The organism is Limnohabitans sp. DM1, assembly GCF_001269385.1.
In the GTDB taxonomy this organism is placed as follows: Bacteria; Pseudomonadota; Gammaproteobacteria; order Burkholderiales; family Burkholderiaceae_C; genus Limnohabitans_A.
Window position 1 is genome coordinate 1 of record NZ_CXOO01000048.1, and the last position, 19,336, is coordinate 19,336.

General features: G+C 61.4%; 12 protein-coding genes and 1 pseudogene. 5 read left to right on the forward strand and 8 right to left on the reverse strand.

Features of this window, described 5'->3' with window-relative positions:
- Nucleotides 1–180 (forward strand): transposase (locus tag AMM33_RS17550; protein ID WP_194945542.1); only part of this gene is annotated, 180 nt, incomplete at its 5' end.
- An 864-nt stretch (nucleotides 181–1,044) separates the two neighbouring features.
- A pseudogene (locus AMM33_RS17555) lies at nucleotides 1,045–1,289 on the forward strand (TRAP transporter small permease); the annotation flags it as partial.
- Between the two features lie 205 nt (nucleotides 1,290–1,494).
- On the opposite strand, the gene AMM33_RS17560 reads toward AMM33_RS17555, so the two are convergent.
- A complete protein-coding gene (locus tag AMM33_RS17560; protein WP_090142576.1) occupies nucleotides 1,495–3,636 on the reverse strand; it encodes a xanthine dehydrogenase family protein molybdopterin-binding subunit in 2,142 nt (713 codons plus the stop codon).
- Between the two features lie 17 nt (nucleotides 3,637–3,653).
- On the reverse strand, nucleotides 3,654–4,118 hold the full coding sequence (locus AMM33_RS17565; protein ID WP_090142577.1) for a (2Fe-2S)-binding protein: 465 nt from the start codon (nucleotides 4,116–4,118) through the stop codon (nucleotides 3,654–3,656).
- 290 nt (nucleotides 4,119–4,408) lie between these two features.
- Between AMM33_RS17565 and AMM33_RS17570 the strand changes: the two genes are divergently transcribed.
- Nucleotides 4,409–5,353, forward strand: coding sequence for an SMP-30/gluconolactonase/LRE family protein (locus AMM33_RS17570; RefSeq protein ID WP_090142636.1), 945 nt, complete (start codon nucleotides 4,409–4,411; stop codon nucleotides 5,351–5,353).
- Between the two features lie 91 nt (nucleotides 5,354–5,444).
- Here AMM33_RS17570 and AMM33_RS17575 read toward each other — a convergent pair whose 3' ends face one another.
- From AMM33_RS17575 to AMM33_RS17590, 4 genes are all read right to left on the reverse strand, one after another.
- Nucleotides 5,445–6,104 (reverse strand): glutathione S-transferase family protein, encoded by a 660-nt coding sequence (locus AMM33_RS17575; protein WP_090142578.1) that lies wholly within the window; start codon nucleotides 6,102–6,104, stop codon nucleotides 5,445–5,447.
- Between the two features lie 20 nt (nucleotides 6,105–6,124).
- Nucleotides 6,125–6,514, reverse strand: a complete 390-nt coding sequence (locus AMM33_RS17580; protein ID WP_194945543.1) for a hypothetical protein — start codon at nucleotides 6,512–6,514, stop codon at nucleotides 6,125–6,127.
- Nucleotides 6,511–7,296, reverse strand: a complete 786-nt coding sequence (locus AMM33_RS17585; protein ID WP_090142637.1) for a biotin--[acetyl-CoA-carboxylase] ligase — start codon at nucleotides 7,294–7,296, stop codon at nucleotides 6,511–6,513. Before AMM33_RS17585 ends, AMM33_RS17580 begins: the two co-directional genes overlap by 4 nt.
- A gap of 104 nt (nucleotides 7,297–7,400) precedes the next feature.
- On the reverse strand, nucleotides 7,401–8,054 hold the full coding sequence (locus AMM33_RS17590) for an SET domain-containing protein (protein ID WP_090142580.1): 654 nt from the start codon (nucleotides 8,052–8,054) through the stop codon (nucleotides 7,401–7,403).
- Nucleotides 8,055–8,164: 110 nt separating this feature from the next.
- Between AMM33_RS17590 and AMM33_RS17595 the strand changes: the two genes are divergently transcribed.
- Both AMM33_RS17595 and AMM33_RS17600 read left to right on the forward strand, forming a co-directional pair.
- Nucleotides 8,165–11,089, forward strand: a complete 2,925-nt coding sequence (locus AMM33_RS17595) for a DNA topoisomerase III (protein WP_090142581.1) — start codon at nucleotides 8,165–8,167, stop codon at nucleotides 11,087–11,089.
- A gap of 66 nt (nucleotides 11,090–11,155) precedes the next feature.
- Nucleotides 11,156–12,961 (forward strand): ATP-dependent nuclease, encoded by a 1,806-nt coding sequence (locus AMM33_RS17600; RefSeq protein ID WP_090142582.1) that lies wholly within the window; start codon nucleotides 11,156–11,158, stop codon nucleotides 12,959–12,961.
- A 168-nt stretch (nucleotides 12,962–13,129) separates the two neighbouring features.
- On the opposite strand, the gene AMM33_RS17605 is transcribed toward AMM33_RS17600, so the two are convergent.
- Nucleotides 13,130–15,022, reverse strand: coding sequence for an acyl-CoA synthetase (locus tag AMM33_RS17605; protein ID WP_090142583.1), 1,893 nt, complete (start codon nucleotides 15,020–15,022; stop codon nucleotides 13,130–13,132).
- A 61-nt stretch (nucleotides 15,023–15,083) separates the two neighbouring features.
- Nucleotides 15,084–19,292, reverse strand: a complete 4,209-nt coding sequence (locus tag AMM33_RS17615; protein ID WP_228768213.1) for a proline dehydrogenase family protein — start codon at nucleotides 19,290–19,292, stop codon at nucleotides 15,084–15,086.
- Nucleotides 19,293–19,336 lie beyond the last annotated feature (44 nt).

The following is a 19,336-nucleotide window of genomic DNA, read 5'->3' on the forward strand; positions in this document are numbered from 1 at the left end:
CGGGAAAAACGCACGCGCATCGAACAAGGCTTTGGTTGGGCTAAGACTGTGGGCCACATGCGSCWGGTGTTGGTGCGAGGTTTGGAGAAAGTCGATCAGATGTTTGTGCTGACGATGACGGCCTACAACCTCACGCGACTGCGCACGCTGGAACAGGTGCGTCTGCAAGGTGCCCGATGAGCGAAAAAAGCAGGGATAGGTGCGTCAAAACGCGGTTTTGAAGCGTTCCAAACCACTGGAATTTCAAAATGCGAAATGAAAATCTGAAAATGCATCTTCGGGGCAAGGTGGCCCCTCTGAATCGTTGAGTATTTCAGCAGCCTGCTAGTGGGGCCTGACTTTTACCAATAGTGTTGACCTTGAAGTCAGAGTCTTCAAGCAACTGGTAGAAATCAGAAAGTCTTTGTTCGATCACAAGTGGAGCCCAGTTTGGACGAGATACGAAAGTATTTAAAATTTTTACTCTCCCTTAATTGGGCTTGATGCAATAGACATTGCAAGTTGTTTGGATAAATCAGGCGTAGTCGGATAAATCTAACTATGCACATTGGTTCCGCAAGTGTCACGCGTTTACGTTATCAATACTGTAGCTGAAATTGAGTACATAGTTACTCCAATGTCAGAGCTATAAATGTGTGCCGAGTGCCAGGCTCCTAGCATTACTTCGTCATCGCCTGCAACCTACACCGTTCAAAAAAATTACGAAACTGCTAGATACCGGGGTACCATTTTGCATGCTGATGATCAACTCAATGAATTAATCTACACTGCACAACAGACGGGTATAGATGCTTAGGCACTAAGTTTGCAAGTTTTTGCTCAGGGGGTTCATCGTGAATTGCCCTTGCCGGTGGGCTGTGAACGTCTTGACTTGCTGGTTGAGGACGATTGTTATGCATCAACTCAAAAGCCCGCTGCACTTCGGTCTGCGGGCTTTTTGCATGGGGTAATCCCTATTCCCCGAGGGGCGTTTTCCACCTTGTTTTGGAGGCTTGTGGGCAGGGGTGCCAAGGTCAATGAGTTGTCAAATTGGTCTGTATTCCTATGACCCATTTGCCCGAGCAAGCGCCCGCCGAGGTGGCTGCTGATGAACCTGATGAGGCTCCCTGTGTGTTTCAGAAAATCGTAGACGGGCTCACGGTCATCGTGATGGGGCTGCTTTCGCTCATCACTTTTGCCAAGGTGTTGGTGCGGTTTTCCACTGACCAGTCCTTTGCCTGGACAGAAGAGTTTCGGTGTTTCTGATGATTGTGCTGGGGCTGGTGGCGGGCCTGGCCTCGGTGGCCCGCCCTTCAACGGGTCACCTCAGGTCAAGAAACTGAAGTTGCTCTTACAACCTTTCCTGATGCCCGACTACGCCGCCATGAATGCACGCCTGAATGCATCGAAAGACACCCATGACAGCGCACCCATTTGTGCGCCCATCTGAACGGCCCCAGGCGGGGCCGTTACCTCAGAGCTGACGCTTCAAGTCTCATGAGCCCGTTAATGGGTTCAAGCGGTGCGCAGTGCGTCGGCCGTGATGGGCAGGCTGCGCACGCGCTTGCCTGTGAGAGCGGCCACCGCGTTGGCAATGGCGGGGGCTGCCACCGCCGTACCCGGCTCGCCAATGCCGCCGGGCTTTTCGGTGCTCTTGACCAGCACGATGTCGATCTGCGGCGATTCGTACATGCGCACAGGCTCGTAGCTGTTGTAGTTGGTCTCTTGCACGCGCCCATTGGCCATGGTGATCTGGTGCTTGAGCACCGCACCCACGCCAAACACAATGCTGGACTGCAACTGCGCTTCCACCGTGTCGGGGTTGACCATGTGGCCCACGTCAGCGGCCACGGTGACCTTGTGCACACGCACGCTGCCGTCCTTGTTCAGGCTGACTTCGGCGACTTCGGCCAGGTAGCTGTCATAGCCTTCCATCAAGGCAATGCCATGGGCATGGCCTTTGGGCAGCGGCTGGCCCCAGCCCGCTTTTTCGGCGGCCAGTTTCAGCACGTTGGCATAACGCGGTTTGCCAGCGAGCATCTTCATGCGGTAGGCATAAGGGTCTTGACCTGCGGCTTTGGCCAGCTCGTCAATGAAGCTTTCGTTGGCAAAAGCGTTCATGCTGTGGCTCACAGCGCGCCAGTAACCGACGCGCACACCGGTGTCATGGATCACCAGGTCGTGCTGGGTGTTGGGGATGTTGTAGCCCGTCACAGCGGCTTCAGCCATGAAGGGGTCCAGCGTGTCCTTGGGCAGGCCGAAGGCACGCTGCGTGACCGATTGCGAAGCCACTTTGAAGTGCATCGCCACCGGCATGCCGTTGGCGTCCAGACCGGCCTTGAGCTGGTTGACACCGGCAGGACGGTAGTAGTCATGCATCATGTCTTCTTCGCGTGTCCACACCAGTTTGACGGGCTTGCCCACGGCTTTGGAGATTTCCGCAGCCTGCACCACAAAATCCAACTCAAGGCGACGACCGAAGCCGCCACCCAAGTAGGTGGTTTTCAGGGTGATGTCTTCGGGCTGGGCCTTCAGCGCGGCAGCCACGGCACCGACAACGCCTTGCTGGAACTGCGTTGGCCCGATCAGCAGGATCTTGTCGCTTTGCACATGGGCGGTGAAGTTCATCGGCTCAAGGGGCGAGTGCGATTGCATGGGCGAAACGTATTCGGCTTCGACCACCTTGGCTGCACCCTTGAGGGCGGCGGCCACATCGCCCTGGGGCTTGGTGATCTCGATGACTTTGCCGGACTTGGCCGCCTGGCGTGTGCCGTCGATGATGGAGGCGGTGCTCAAGCTGGCGCCTGCGCCTTCGTCCCACTGCACTTTGACGGTTTCCATGGCTTTCTTGGCACGCCACCACGAGTCGGCCACCACGGCCACGCCATCGCTGATCTGCACCACGGCCTGCACGCCGGGCATGCCCTTGGCATGGTTTGCGTCAAAACTCTTGACCTTGCCGCCAATGACCGGGCACTGCTGCACAGTGGCGTAGACCATGCCGGGCAACTTGACGTCGATACCGAATTCGGCGGTGCCGTTGGTCTTGGCGGGTGTGTCCACGCGCGGGGTGCGCTTGCCCACCAGGCGGAAATCCTTGGGGTCCTTGATGGGTGGTTTCTCGGGCACGGGCAGCTTGGAAGCGGCTGCGGCCAAAGCGCCATAAGTGGCCTTCTTGCCATTGGGGCCGAGCACCATGCCTTTGTCGGCCTTGAGCTGGCTGCGGTCCACGTTCCATTGGGCAGCGGCGGCAGAAATCAGCATCTCGCGCACCTGGGCGCCTGCCACGCGCAGCTTTTCCCAGCCGCCACGCACCGAGGTCGATCCGCCCGTGATTTGAGCGCCCAGCAAGGCGTTCACATAGGCCGCGCCGGGAGGGGCATCCACCACGCGGATTTGTTTCATCTCGACATTCAGCTCTTCGGCCACCAGCATGGGCATGGCGGTGTGCACACCTTGCCCCATTTCGGAGTGAGAGCTCAGGATGGTGATGCTGTTGTCGTCAGCAATGTGGACCCAGGCGTTGGGCGTGTGCAGGGTGCCTGCGGCCATGGCCTGGCCGAGGGTGCCGGGCAGGTGCAGGGCCATCAACAAGCCACCCGAAGCAGCGGCACCGGCTTTCAGGAAGGAGCGGCGGGAAGTTTGTGTATCGATCATGTGAGGTCTCCGGCTTATCAGGCTGTGCGCATCGTGGCAGCGGCATCTTTGATGGCGGCGCGAATGCGGGGGTAGGTGCCGCAACGGCAGATGTTGCCGCTCATCGCGTTGTCGATGTCGGTGTCGCTCGGGTTCTTGTTTTTGGCCAGCAAGGCGGCGGCGCTCATGAGCTGGCCCGACTGGCAGTAACCGCACTGGGGCACGTCGTGCTTGATCCAGGCCACTTGCAAGGGGTGGGTGTTGTTCTTGGACAGGCCTTCTACCGTGGCCACTTTTTTGCCCGCAACGCTGCTCAAGGGGGTTTGGCAAGAGCGCACGGCCTGGCCATTGACGTGCACAGTGCAGGCGCCGCACAAGGCCGCGCCACAGCCAAATTTGGTGCCGGTCATGCCCAGCTCATCGCGCAGCACCCACAACAAAGGGGTGTCTGATTCGGACGTGGCCTTGGCGGGCTTGCCGTTGACCTGGAAATTCACGCTCATTGATGTCTCCTCAAAGCGGTGTTGTGATGAACATTCACGACCATGTATCAAGTTCGCCCGATTGACACCCCCTATAAACCCTGAATGACATGACATGAGTCATGTCTATGATCGAAAAAGTCCAGAAGTGTCTGTTTTTGTTCCTATGAAAGAGTTGGCATACAGTGGCCAATGAACATGGGGCCATCAAGGCGGGAGATTCTTTTGGGGTACGGCATCGGATGAGGCACATGAAGCGCGAATGGCCGGTGGAAAATGAAGCCCCTCCAAACCCCCAACCTGTACACACCATGACCCTCCAGCTTTCGCCCGTTTGGAACGCCCTGAGCCGCACACCCGACGGTCTGAGCGAATCGCCGTTTTGGCACCCGCATGAGCAGCGCTTGTACTGGGTGGACATTCCTGGCTGTCGCGCTGCAAGGGTGTCAGTTCAAGGCGATCAGACCAAAGGACCCGTGGAATATTGGCCTCTGGGCCAGGAGCCTGGCTGCATCGCGCCGGTGCAAAGCGGCGGTCTGGTGTTGGCCCTGCGTGACGGCATTTACCTGGCCCGTGAATGGGGCGGTCCCTTGCGAGCCCTGGCAGCCGCGCCCTACGACACGGGCCGTTTGCGCTTCAACGATGGCAAATGCGACCCGCAAGGCCGATTTTGGGCGGGCAGCATGTACGAGCCGCGTGACCAGGCCTTGGGGGTTTTGTATGCAATGCAAGGCCTCCATCTGCAGGCCATGGCGCATGGTGCCACCACCGCCAACGGCCTGGCCTGGTCACCCGACGCCCGCACCCTGTATTGGGCCGACACCGCCGCGCACTGCGTGCGAGCCTGGGACTTTGAGGCGAGCAGCGGCGCTGTGAGCAAGGAGCGGGTGTTCCATCAATTTGCCAGCAAACCGGCAGGCTGGGTCTGGGGTCAGCCCGGCCAGTCGGCTTATGGGGGGCGCCCGGATGGCGCCGCCGTGGATGCCGAAGGCGCCTATTGGTCAGCCCAATACGAAGGCCAGCGCCTGGTGCGACTGTCGCCCCAGGGCGAAGTCCTGGCCAAAATCGACACCCCCGTGCCCTGCCCGACCATGCCTTGCTTTGGTGGCCCGGATCTGCAAACCCTGTTCATCACCACCTCCCGGCAAGGGCGCAGCGACGCAGAATTGGCCCGTTACCCCTTGGCCGGTTGCATTTTTTCTACCCGGGTGGATGTGCCAGGACTGCCTGTCAATTTCTATCGTCCGCCCGCCTGAGCGGAGTGAGGCCTTGCCTGTCAGGGCAGCTGCGCCGCCCGCCAAGCTGCCAGGTGATCGAGAATCTCTCGCAAAGTCCCAATTGACCTGCTCAGGCGGCAGGACTCATGTTCAGCTGCAGGCGTTCACGCGCCATGACACGGGCCACAGCGGGCACGGTCGCCACCTTTTGCACAAAGGACCACAGCTCGGGGTGCACCTCGGGCGCAATGCCTGCAAGAGTGCCCCAGCGCGTGAGGGTCAGGCTGTAGGCGTCCAAGGGGCTGAAGTGTTCACCGGTCAGCCAGCTCTGGCCTTGGGCCGCAGCAGCCTGGACCAGTGACTGCAATTCGCCCAGCATGCCGCGAAACACTTGTGTGTTGTAGGTTTTCAGCGCTGCCTGCACATCGGGCTGGTCAGAGAACTTTTGCGGCATGAAGATGTGGGTGAAGGTGGGATGCACCGTGTTGTTCATCCAGGCCAGGGTCGACAGGGCCTGCGCACGGGCGATGGGCTCGGTGGGCAGGAAATGCGCATCCGGAAAAATCTGGTCCAGGTGCAGCACGATGGCCACAATCTGCGTGACCACCTGACCCTTGTGCACCAGCACAGGCACCTGCCCGCGTGGGTTGATGGCTTTGTAGTCCTCGCTGTTTTGTTCACCTTTGTGCAGCTTGACCATGTTGGGTTCAAAGGCGGTGCCGCTCATTTCCAGCAGCACATGCGGCACAAACGAACAGGCGCCCGGGGCGAAATACAGTTTCAGACTCATGCAGAGGTCTCCAAAAGGGGTTAACGGGCGGCTTTGGCATCAGAGCGCGCAGCGGCCGGGGTGGGCGTGGTGGATGGCGCAGATGAAGGGGTGGCAGTCGGTGTGGCTGCTGATGTGGTGAGTTCTTGCGATGCCGCTGGGGACGCTGGCACTGAGCCCGCATCTTGGGACGCCTCGGCGGGCGAAGGGTCTGAAGCCTCCAGGCCAGGGCCCGGTGCAGTGGCGGACTCGCTGGCAGCCGGGCGTGGCGGCAAGGTGATGGTCACGGCATCAGGCCTGATTTGTTGAAGCAAGCGTTCGGGTTCACGCTGGATGTTGGGACCCCAACCCCAGCGTTTAAACGCATCCCACTCCCAGGCCAGCACGACGGCGTTGCACAGCAGCAAAATTCCAAACAACCAGCGCATCATGAAGAAGTGTCCTTGGGCAAGGGTCGCACGCTGACTTCGGCGCTGTGGATCTCCTGCACGCCCAAATCGGTTTGCAATCGTAGCGCACCCCCGGGGGTGAGGCCCAGGCACAGGCCTTGCAGGCCATCGCTGGTGTGAACCCGCTGGCCTTTGAGCACATCACGCGCTTCAAAGCGTGACTGCAAGGGGGCAAAACCCGTGCGTTCAAAGTCCAGCATCGCCCGGATCAAGGGCGGCACCACCTGCGCTAGGCAAGCCGGTGCGGTGAGCTGAGGCAACAATTCCGTCAAGGCGGCAGGCGCAGTGCTCAGGCCTTCGGCGGGCCGGGGGCGGATGTTCAGCCCCACGCCGATGACCACCTGGCTGCGGCCACCCATGCTGGCCGCTTCCACCAGGATGCCGCCAAGCTTGCGGGCCTTAAACCACAGGTCATTGGGCCACTTGAGGCCCACCTCGGCATGCAGGCTTTCGGCCAGGCTCAGTCCCACAGCCAAACTCAGCCCCGACCAGTCTTTGGGGGACATGGGCAGGCTCAGCGAAAACGTGAGCGAATCACCCGCCTGGCTTTGCCAGACGCGGCCCATGCGGCCTCGGCCTGCGCTCTGCCGTTCGGCCACCAGCAGCGTGGGTTCGTGCTGCCCGGCTCGGGCGCGGCGCATGAGTTCGCTGTTGGTGGAGTCAATTTCCGGCAGGATTTCCACCGTGAAATTTGGCAGAAGCGGGAAAACCTGCTCCCAAATGGCTTCGGCAGGCCAGGCGGTGGGGCTATCGAGTGGCGTCATCGCAGTTTTCATGTTTATTCGTCATTTCGCAGCCAGCGTGGCAATCCCATGAGGGCGAAAGGCGTCAATGACGAGAAGACGACCGGCAAGATTGCAAGGGCAGCTCAGCGCTTTTTGGTGACTTTGTCTGCCAGCTTCTTCTGGGCTTTGGCCTCGGTCTTCGGTTTGGCATCCCCTTTTGACTTGGATGTTGCGTCGACCTTGGACTTGGCTTTGGCATCCGTTTTGGGCTTGGCCTTCTTCTTTTTCTGGCTGGGAATCTCGGGCGTGTCTTCGCGTTCCTTGGGCGAGAGCAGCGTGCCCCGGCAGTTTTTGGCGCCGCACCAGCAGGGGTACTCGGCCAGCAGTTCGGGGGTGTAGGGCTCGTCGATGATCAGGCCGTAGTCGTAGTTCAGCTCTTCACCGGCTGCAATGTTGCGCAGGGCCTTGATGAAGATGCGGTCGTTTTCTTCGTCGGCCTCGCAGTTGGGGTCGCAGCTGTGGTTGATCCAGCGCGAAGAATTGCCGCCGTGCAGTGCATCAATCACCCGGTCTTCGTTCACATGGAAGTAGAAGGTGTGGTTCGGGTCATTGGGGTCGTGCGGGTGGCGGTCTTGCGCCTCGTCCCAGCTGATGACCTCGCCCACATATTCAATGAGGGTCTCGCCTTCAGCCAAGTTCTGCAAGGCAAACACGCCCTTGCCGTGCACGCCGGAGCGGCGAACCTGGATGCGTTTGCCGGATGGCGAGGCGGATCGAGGGGCAGGTGTTTTGGCCACGGCGTTGAAAAATTTGTTATGGTGAATTCATGTGGGCGTGCGCGTGAGCGCGCCCAGGCGTGCATGTGTGCGAGCGCGCGTGCACACGCGAGACAACGGATTGTATAGACATGAAAACTTTGGTAATTGCAGAAAAGCCTTCGGTGGCCCAAGACATTGTTCGGGCCCTCACACCGGTGGCGGGCAAGTTCGAAAAGCACGAGGACCACTTTGAGAGCGACAGTTATGTGGTGACCAGCGCGGTGGGCCATTTGGTGGAGATCCAGGCCCCCGAGCAATACGACGTGAAACGCGGCAAATGGAGCTTTGCCAACCTGCCCGTGATTCCGCCGCACTTTGACTTGAAGCCTGTGGACAAGACCAAGAGCCGCCTGTCTGCCGTGGTCAGGCAAGCCAAGCGCAAGGACGTGAGCGCCCTCATCAACGCCTGTGACGCGGGCCGCGAGGGTGAGTTGATTTTCCGCCTGATCGAGCAGTACGCAGGCGGCGCCAAGCCGCTGAACAAGCCCGTCAAGCGCCTGTGGTTGCAGTCCATGACGCCGCAAGCCATTCGCGACGGCTTCAACAGCCTGCGCAGCGAACAGCAAATGCAGGGCCTGGCCGACGCCGCCCGCAGCCGCTCTGAAGCCGACTGGCTGGTGGGCATCAACGGCACCCGCGCCATGACCGCCTTCAACTCGCGCGATGGCGGTTTCTTCTTGACCACCGTGGGCCGGGTACAAACGCCCACGCTGGCCGTGGTGGTCGAGCGTGAAGAGCAAATCCGCAAGTTCGTGAGCCGCGACTATTGGGAAATCCACGCGGAATTCGCCGCCGCCGCAGGCACCTATCCGGGCAAGTGGTTCGACCCCAAGTGGCGTAAAGAAGAAGACGCCGAAAAGAAAGCCGACCGCAAGTGGACCGCTGCCGAGGCACAAGCCATCGTCAACGCCGTGCGCGGCCAAAAAGCCACCGTCACCGAAGAGGCCACGCCCACCACACAAGCGAGCCCCGGCCTGTTTGACCTGACCAGTTTGCAGCGCGAGGCCAACGGCAAGTTTGGCTTCTCGGCCAAGACCACGCTGGCGCTGGCCCAAAGCCTGTACGAACGCCACAAGGCCCTGACCTACCCCCGTACCGACTCGCGCCACCTGCCCGAAGACTACGTGCCCGTGGCCAAACAGACCTTTGAAATGCTGGCCGACAGCGGCATGCGCCACCTGGCCCCGCACGCGCTCACGGCACTGAACAACAACTACGTTCGCAAGATCCCGCGTGTGTTCGACAACAAAAAAGTCTCGGACCACTTCGCCATCATCCCCACGCTGCAAGCGCCTAGCGGCTTGTCCGAGGCCGAGCAAAAGCTGTATGACCTGGTGGTGCGCCGCTTCATGGCGGTGTTCTTCCCCAGCGCCGAATACCAAGTCACCACCCGCATCAGCGTGGCCGCCGGCCACAGCTTCAAAACCGTGGGCAAGGTGCTGGTCAAGCCGGGCTGGCTGGCGATTTACGGCAAGGAAGCTGCCGCCGAAGTCGAAGACGCCAAAGACGGTGACAAGGGCCAGAACCTGGTGCCGGTGCAGCCGGGTGAACAGGTCGGTGTGGAGTCGGTCGAGGCCAAGGGTTTGAAGACCCGCCCCCCTGCCCGCTATTCAGAAGCGACCTTGCTGGGCGCCATGGAAGGCGCGGGCAAGATGGTCGATGACGACGAGCTGCGCGAAGCCATGCAGGAAAAAGGCCTGGGCACGCCAGCCACCCGCGCCGCCATCATCGAAGGCCTGATCAACGAGAAATACATGCTGCGCGAAGGCCGCGAGATGATCCCGACGGCCAAGGCCTTCCAGCTCATGACGCTGCTGCGCGGCCTGCAGGTGGAAGAACTCTCCAAGCCCGAACTGACCGGCGAGTGGGAATACAAGCTCGCGCAAATGGAGCAAGGGAAATTGAGCCGCGCCTCCTTCATGGCCGAGATCGCGGCCATGACCGAGCACATCGTCAAGAAGGCCAAAGAGTACGACCGCGACACCGTGCCAGGCGACTACGCCACGCTGAGCACCCCATGCCCCAACTGCGGCGGCGTGGTCAAGGAAAACTACCGCCGCTACACCTGCAATGGCGCCGATGGGGCCAGCGACGGCTGTGGCTTCTCGTTTGGCAAGTCGCCTGCCGGCCGCACCTTCGAGCCGGCCGAAGTCGAGCAGTTCATGCGCGACAAGAAGATCGGGCCGCTGGACGGCTTCCGCTCCAAGGCCGGTTGGCCCTTTGTGGCCGAAATGGCGCTCAAGTACAACGAAGAAGAGAAAAACTGGAAGCTCGAATTCGACTTTGGTGACGACAAGAAAAACGAAGAGAGCGGCGAGATCGTCGAGTTCAGCGACGAGGCCTTGGGCGCTTGCCCCAAGTGCGGCAGCCCGGTGCACGAGCACGGCAGCAACTACCTGTGCAGCAAAGCCGTGCCCACGAACGAGCAACCGACGCCCAGCTGCGACTTCAAGACCGGCAAACTCATCTTGCAGCAACCGGTGGAGCGCGAGCAGGTCGTCAAACTGTTGACCAACGGCAAAACCGATGTGCTCGACAAGTTCGTCAGCAACCGCACCCGCCGCAGCTTCAAGGCCATGCTGGCCTGGAACCCCGAAGAGGGCAAAGTGACGTTTGAGTTCGAGCCGCGCGAAGGCGGCAAGAAATACCCGCCGCGCAAGACGGCCGCCAAGAAAACGCCTTTTGGCAAAGCAGCGGCCACCAAGACGGCCGCCAAAACCGCCAAAGCCCCCGCTGCCAAAAAAGCCGCCAAGCCCGCTGCAGAAAAAGCGCCGCGCAAGGCCGCAGTCGGCACCCTCAAGCCCAGCGCCGCCCTGATGGCCGTGATTGGAGACGGTAGCTATGCCCGCACCGAAGTGGTCAAAAAAATCTGGGACTACATCAAGGCCAACAACTTGCAAGACCCCGCCGACAAGCGCTCCATCAAGGCCGACAGCAAGCTGCAAGCGGTGTTTGGCAAAGACAGCGCCACCATGTTCGAGTTGGCAGGGATCATTGGCAAGCACTTGAGTTGAAAAGTGCATCCGTAGCGCTCAACATCGACGTACGAGACTTCAAAAATCCCAACGAGAACAGAGGCCATGCGTTTACTGCACTATCTTGAAATTGAAAACTTCAAACGTTTTGGGGAACGTCAACGCATCGAATTGGCGCATCCAGCCGTCCTCATTGGCCCGAACAATTGCGGCAAGACCAGTGCCATCCAGGCGCTGGCACTGTGGTCCCAAGCTGTTCGCACCTGGTACGACACACGCAAAGACTCCTCCGCCAAGGAGCGGACAGCCACAGGGCTGAACCGTTTGAACATTGTCGCTGTCCCTGTGCAACGCACACGTTTTTTCTGGCACAACACTCAGGTACGTACGGGCACCAAGGATGTCGCATTGGTGATTACCGTGGGTGTAGAGTTCAAAGGAAAAGTGCTTGCATTGCCCATGCGTTTTCGCAATCAAGGTGATGAGCTGGTGTATTGCACACCAGACCCTTCCATCATTGGCGACATGGCGTTGATTCAGCATGCTGCCATGCTCAAGGTTGAATTGCTCTACCCAATGTCGGGCTTGGAAACCGAGGAACCGTTGTTGCAACCTGGACGCATTGATGTTCTGTTAGGACAAGGGCAGACGGCGCAAGTGTTGCGCAATTTGTGCTTGATGGTGGTTCGTTCTTCCGTAGAGGATTGGCAACGCATTGCCAACTTGATGCACCGCTTGTTCAATGTCGAGCTGTTGGAGCCCTCTGAAACGACACGCGGCAGCATTGAGTTGCAATATCGGCAGCCTGGGGTGAAAGAAACATTGGATGTCTCATCGTCTGGCAGGGGCTTTCAACAGATGCTGTTGATATTCGCTTATCTGTATTCACACAAAAAAAGCATTTTGCTGGTGGATGAGCCAGATGCCCATTTGGAGATCCTGCGGCAAAAACAGATTTATGTGTTGTTGCGCGATATCGCTAGTCAAAACGGGTCTCAAGTTGTTTTAGTCACCCATTCCGAAGTCATTTTGGAAGAGGCACTGGACAACAATCTGACACTTTTGTTGGATGGTCGAGCTGATGATTTGGCTGGCAAACACGATATCCGAAATAGCCTGAAACATTTTGGTGCCGAACACTACGTCAAGGCGCGTGAGCGGGGTTATGTGCTCTACGTCGAGGGGGGTACAGATGTGGACATGTTGCGCGCACTTGCTGAACAACTCAAGCATCCTGTAGCGACCGTTTGGGATGAACGAATCAATTCGTTTTATGTCCAAAACAACTATCCGGGGCAGGACATAGAAGCCGAACTTGAGCGCGTGGAAGGTGGATTTGGCATCACGCCCCGGCAACATTTCAATGGCTTGCGCAACCTTCTGCCCCAGCTCAAAGGTCTGGCGATTCTTGATAACGACGGGCGTAACCGGCAAAGCCAGCGGGATGACGCGTTGCAAATTGTTTATTGGAAGCGTTATGAAGCTGAAAACTATTTCATCACGCCGGAACTTTTGCGTCGATATGCAAAGGAGCAATACCCAAGCGATGACTTGTTTGCCCAGCACATACATCAAGCCGTGGATGATGTACTCACACAGTTGGTGTTGGAGCAAGTGTTTGACGGTGTTCGTGCAGATTTTGACGCTTGGGTCGACGCGAACGCTGAAATTGCCCGTGTGTTGTGGGAAGCCAAAACCGAACGACTCAAACTCAGCACGTTTGCTGAAGAATTTTTCCGCCGCCTTGCCGTTTCAATGGGTGGACAGATGCTGCTTAGAAAAGGGGAGTTGCACCGTTTGGTCACCCATGTATCGCCGTCATCTATTCCCGCTGAAGTGAATGAAAAGTTGAATTTGTTGGCCGATCTCTTTAGCAAGGCTGTATCGGATGAGATAGAAAAATTGACCTAGCGCAGCGAAAGATCTCAAAAATACATGCATTGAAATTCAGCGCCAGCCCCTCGCGTAGGCCCGTCGCCCACCGCAACTACCCTAGAAAATGTTGCTGATGAAAGGTGGAGGCACACAGCCACCCAGGCTGACGCTGGAGATGCCGTCCTGGCTCACGGTGGCCAGACCTCAAGGTTCGCTCAAGCACTGCACCTTCACGGGCAGTTCGGCGATCAGGGCTTGCAGCTCGCGGTGCATGTCGGGGTGGCCTTCGCGGTGAACGGTCACGCTCACGGGCAGGTCGCCTTGTGCGCTCACGCGGGGGCGGGTGTGGGGGGCGCCCGTGTAAACCTGATCCACCAGCGCTTGCACCACGGCACCCGTGGCCAGGGTGCGCAGCTCGGGTTTGTAAATCTTGCCCACATTGGTCACCGGCATGCGTTCGAGCAGGGTGATGCTTTTGGGCTTGGCGGGGGCTTCGTCCACACGTTGGGCGGTGAAGGCCAGCAGTTCTTCGGCGCTCACTTGTGCGCCGGGTTTGAGCGTGGCGAAGGCCACGGGCAGCTCGCCCGCATACGCATCGGGCGCGCCCACGGCGGCGCACAAGGCCACAGCCGGGTGGGCACCCAGTGCGTCCTCAATCACTTTGGGGTCGATGTTGTGGCCGCTGCGGATGATCAGGTCCTTGGCCCGGCCCGACAGGTGCAGGCGGCCTTGTGTGTCGATGAAGCCCACATCGCCCGTGATGAGCCAGCCGTCTGCCGTGAAGCTGCGGGCTGTCTCTGCGGCGTCCAGATAGCCGGAAAACAAATTGGGGCCACGGTAGAGCACCATGCCTTTTTCGCCAGCGGGCAGTTCTTGGCCTGTAGCCTGGTCGTCGCTGTTCAAGGCCGCGATGCGCACTTGCGCGTGGGGCAGTGGCCAGCCCACACAGCCAGCCGGTGCGCTCAGGCCCGGTGGGGCCACGGTGCTCAGGCCTGCGGTTTCGGTCATGCCCAGGCTTTCGTTGATCTGAAGGCCAAACGTTTGCGCAAAGCGTTGCGCCAGCTCGGGCGGCAGCGGTGCTGCTCCGGTGCGCACCGCACGCAGGCGTGAAATGTCGGCACCGTTCAGCGGCACAGCGGCCAAGGCCGCCAGCACGGTGGGCACACCCGACATGAGGGTGCAGCCGTGGTGCGCGACCAGCCGCCAGTAGTTCTGAATCACCTCGCGGTTGCGAAACAGGCTGGCCGTGGGAATGAGGATGTGCATGCCCACCGCCAGCGAACACAAAGCGCCGGGCAAGACGCCCGCCACATGGAAGAGCGGGTAACCGTTGATGGTGACGTCGTTGCTTTGAAAGCCCTGCATCTGCGCGTTGGCCCAGGCGGTGAAGACCTGCGCGCCATGGCTGTGGCGGGCCAGCTTGGGCGCGCCCGTGGTGCCGCCAGTGTGAAAGTAAGCGGCGGTGTCTTGGGGCTGGAACACACGGCCGCTGATGAGCCGATCACCCACGTGCACAGCGCGTGCGGCGTGAAAGTCTTGCACGCCCGCAGGCATCGCATCGCCCGCAGGCAACGCCCCACCATCCGGGTGGACCAGCAGCACGGTGTTCAGGGTGGGGCATTGGGCTTGCAGGCGCAGGGCTTTGCTGCGCAGTTGGCTGTCGTCGTCCAACCCATGAGCAATCAGCACCTGTGCACCACTGGCTTGCAGCAAAGACACCAGCTTGTCCTCACTCAGCAGCGGGTTGAGCGGCTGCACAATGCCCGCCGCTTCGCCGCCCCACAAGGCCAGGTGGTATGCCAGCCCACCGGGCAACAAGACGGCCACCACATCGGTCGAACGCAGGCCCAAGGTGAACAGCAAATTGGCGGTTTGGTGGATACCCTGCAAAAGCGCACTGTAGGTCCAGGTGGTGGCGGGGCCACCGACCTGTCCGCTGTCCAAGAACGTGAGGGCGGGCTGATGGGCGTGGACCTGTGCGCTGGCACGAATCAGGTCGTAGGTGCTGGCCCAGGGCATGGCTTGGGCCAGGGGGGTGGCCTCGATGCGGTGAATGTCTGCGAGGGATTGGATGGGGGATGAGGCGGTCAGGTGCATGCGCGATGGTAGCCATGCCCATGTGGGGGCTTTGCCGCCTGCGTGACAAAGCCCACTTGGCTCAAACGCTCAAGGTCATCAAACTGGCATTGCCCCCAGCCGCTGCCGTGTTGGTGCTGATGCTGCGCTCGCTCACCAGGCGCGCCAGTGGCACGGCGGTGTCCCCCGGGCGCAGGGCCGTGAGCGTGACGATGGCCCCCGGGCGCTGGGCAAGTTGTGCTTGCCAGTGCAGGGTGGTGGTGGCTTCGCCGTGCAGCAGGGCCGCATCCACCGGCTGGCCATGGTGGGAGTCTTCCAGCGTCACCTGGCTTTGCACCGCAGCAGGCAGCTGTGCATGCAGCGCCTGCGGGGACAGGGGCCACACGGCGCGGCTGCCGACGGCCAGAACGGCGGCCAATTGCGTCAGCCGGTCGGCATCGGCCCCGGGCTGTTCGCCCGTCAGGCACAGCACCCGCGCACGGGCTTGCACACGGTAGATGTTGCGCTCACCCGTGGGGCCGCTCAAGGTAGCTTGCAGACCCGCTGGGCTGGTCGCGGCAAATTGCGCACACACATGTGCGAGCGGCAAACGGCCTTGGGCCACCGCCCAGTCGTGCAGGGCTTGCAGCGCAGGGGTGGCCTGAGGCAGCGCTGCCGCGCCGCAGGCCTGCACGCTGCGCAAGGCGGCGTCCTGCGGGCAACGTGCCAACAATCGCAAAAGGTAAAGCGGCCCACCCGCCTTGGGGCCGGTGCCCGACAGGCCTTCGCCGCCAAAGGGCTGCACGCCCACCACCGCGCCCACCATGTTGCGGTTCACGTAGACATTGCCCGCGTGGCTGTGGTCAATGACTTGCGCGATGCTCTCTTCGATGCGCGAGTGCACGCCCAGTGTGAGCGCGTAGCCGGTGGCGTGGATGCTATGCAGCAACTCGGGCAGTTCACTGCGTGCATAGCGCACGATGTGCAGCACCGGGCCAAACACTTCGCGCTGCAATTGGGCGATGCGGTCGATTTCGATCAGCGTGGGTTGTATGTAGGTGCCTGCGGGCAAGGCGTTGAAATTTTTTGACCTTTCAGGTGTTGCGCTTTGCATGGATTTTGTAGGAGCTTGCCCTGCAAGCGATGGCTTGTGGTCCGCCAGCGTCTGATCGCCAGCAGGGCTGGCTCCTACAAAGCCATGTGTCTGTAGGTTGGTGGCTTGAGCCCCGACAGGCGTTTGATCGCCCACGGGGTGGGCTTCTTCGATGGGCCACGAGGATTTTGTGGGAGCTTGCCCTTCAAGCGATGGCTTGTGGTCCGCAAGCGGCTGATCGCCAGCAGGGCTGGCTCCTACAAAGCCGTGTGTCTGTAGGTCGGTGGCTTCAGCCCCGACAGGTGTTTGATCGCCCACGGGGTGGGCGCCTGCGATGGGCCACGCGTTCGTCTCATCCGGCGCCTTGCGGGCCATGCGGTGCACTCGGCAGCCACGCTGCTGCATGGCGCTCACATGTGCTTCGATGCCCAAGCGCGCCCGCTCGTCGATCACCGGGCCCATGTCCACGTTCAGTTGCGCGGGCGTGCCCAGGGTGATCTCGGCCATTGCGCCTTGCAGCATGGCGATCAGGCGGTCGGCCACATCGCCCTGCACACACAGCACGCGCAGGGCCGAGCAGCGCTGACCGGCCGCCTCAAAAGCCGAGGCCACAGCATCGGTGACCACTTGCTCCAGCAGGGCCGACGAATCCACCACCATGCAGTTTTGCCCGCCGGTCTCGGCGATCAAGGGCACAGGCTGGCCATGCGCGTTCAGGCGCTCGGCCAGCGCCGCTTGCAGCACGCGGGCGGTCTCGGTGGAGCCGGTGAACAGCACGCCTTGCACGCGGGCGTCGCGCACCAGCTGCATGCCCACTTCGGTGCCCCGGCCTGGCAACAACTGCACAGCAGCTGGTGGCACACCCGCCGCCCACAGTGTTTGCACGCCCAGCGCGGCGATGGCGGGGGTGGCTTCGGCCGGTTTGGCCAGCACCGGATTGCCTGCAGCCAGCGCGGCAGCCACCTGCCCTACAAAAATCGCCAGCGGAAAATTCCAGGGGCTGATGCACAGCACCGGGCCCAGCGGCGTGTGGGTGCCGGGGTCAAAGTCGCGGCGCACCTGTGCGGCGTAGTAGCGCAAAAAGTCCACCGCTTCGCGCAGCTCGGCCACGGCGTGGCTCCAGGTCTTGCCTGCTTCGCGCACCAGCAGGGCCATCACGCGGGGTGCATCGGCTTGCAGCAGATCAGCCGCATGGTCGAGCAAGGCGGCGCGTTGCGCGGGGGGTGTCACGGCCCATGCCGGGGCAAAGTCAGTCGCGGCTTGCAGCGCAGCCTCCACATCGGCCGCGCTGGCAAATTGCACCGTGCCCAGCACATCGCTGTGGTCGGCAGGGTTGCGCAGGGTGTGGATGGCACCCCCTGCGGCGGGTGATGCGGTCAGTGGCGTCACCGTGACAGGCTGCACCTGCGCTTGCATGTCTGCGGCCAATTGGCGCAGTGTGGGCTCGTGCGCCAGGTCTGGCCCGCTGGAGTTGCGACGGGCCGCGCCATACAGCTGCGCGGGCAGCGCGATTTGCGGGTGGGGCTGGCCGGGGCTGCTGTCTTCGCGCTGGGCGTCTTCTTCGGTGCGTGCCACCGGGTCTTGCACCAGATCACTGATGGTCACACTGGCGTCGCCCATGCGGTTCACGAATGAACTGTTGGCCCCGTTTTCGAGCAGACGGCGCACCAAGTAAGCCAGCAGGGTTTCGTGCGTGCCCACCGGGGCGTAGATGCGGCAAGGGCGCGAGAACTGTTGGCCCCCACGCAGGCTCACGCCGTGTAGCCCGCTGCCCCCCGAGGGGGTGCTCGCGCCTTGGTACGGCCCGGCGGCGCTCGCTCGGCCCACCACCTGCCGGTACAGCGGTTCGCCCATGCCGTGCAGGCACTGAAACTCGTACTGGGCCGGCGCGTAGCCGCCGTGCATGTCCTGGGCCATGCTCACAATGGCCGCCAGAGTGTGCGCGTTGTGCGTGGCAAATTGAGGGTACACCGCCTCCGGCGCGGCCAGCAGCTTTTGGGCGCAGGCCAGGTAAGACACGTCGGTGTGGTGTTTGCGGGTGTAGACCGGGTAGTCGCTTTGCCCGTCCAGTTGGGCACGTTTGATCTCGCTGTCCCAATACGCGCCTTTGACCAAGCGGATCATCAGCCGGTGGCCTGTGCGGCGTGCCAAGTCCACCACAAAGTCGATCACCAAGGGGCAGCGCTTTTGGTAGGCCTGGATCACAAAGCCGATGCCATTCCAACCCTGCAGGCTGGGGGCCTGGCACAGCGCTTCGAGCAGGTCCAGCGAGATGTCCAGGCGGTCCACCTCTTCGGCGTCGATGTTCAGGCCCATGTCGTAATGCCGGGCCAACTCGGTGAGCTTCAACACCCGTGGCAACAGTTCATCCATCACCCGCTGGTGCTGGGCACGGCTGTAGCGCGGGTGCAGGGCCGACAGCTTGATCGAGATGCCGGGTCCGTCCACCACGCCTTGGCCGTTGGATGCTTGGCCAATCGCGTGGATCGCGTTTTCATAGGCCTGCATGTAACGCTGCGCGTCGGCTTCGGTCAGGGCCGCTTCGCCCAGCATGTCATACGAATAGCGAAAGCCTTGCGCTTCCATGGCGCGGGCGCGGTGCAGGGCCTCGTCAATGGTTTCGCCGGTCACAAACTGTTCGCCCAGCATCTGCATGGCCAGTTGCACCCCCTGGCGGATCAGCGGCTCGCCGCTCTTGCCGATCAGCCGGGTGAGCGAAGTCAGCATGGCCCCTTCGCTGTGCGTGGCCACCAGCTTGCCCGTGAGCAGCAAGCCCCAGGACGCGGCGTTCACAAACAACGACGGGCTGCGGCCCACATGCTGGTGCCAGTCGCCCTGGCCAATCTTGTCGCGGATCAGCGCGTCGCGCGTGGCCGCATCGGGAATGCGCAGCAGCGCCTCGGCCAGGCACATCAGGGCCACGCCTTCTTCGCTGGACAGCGCGTAGGTCTGCATCAGGCTTTGCACGCGTGCGGCGCGTCCGCCCAGTTGCGGGCCTTCGCGCATGCCCCTCACCATCTGGCGGGCCAGCGCGTCGGTGCGTTCGGCTTGGGCGCCGCTCATGCGGGCGGCGGCCAGCAAGGGGGCCAGGGCCTGCGCTTCAGGCAGGCGGGTGGCTCGGGCGATGGCTTCGCGCAGGGTGCTGCGCTGGTGCAAAGGGCCGCCGGGGGTGAAGTAGGCGCCCGTGGGCAGGGCAGTGGGGGTGATCGGTGCGTTCATGGCTAACATGAATCGCCATCATCCGGATCTGTCGCTGAATATTT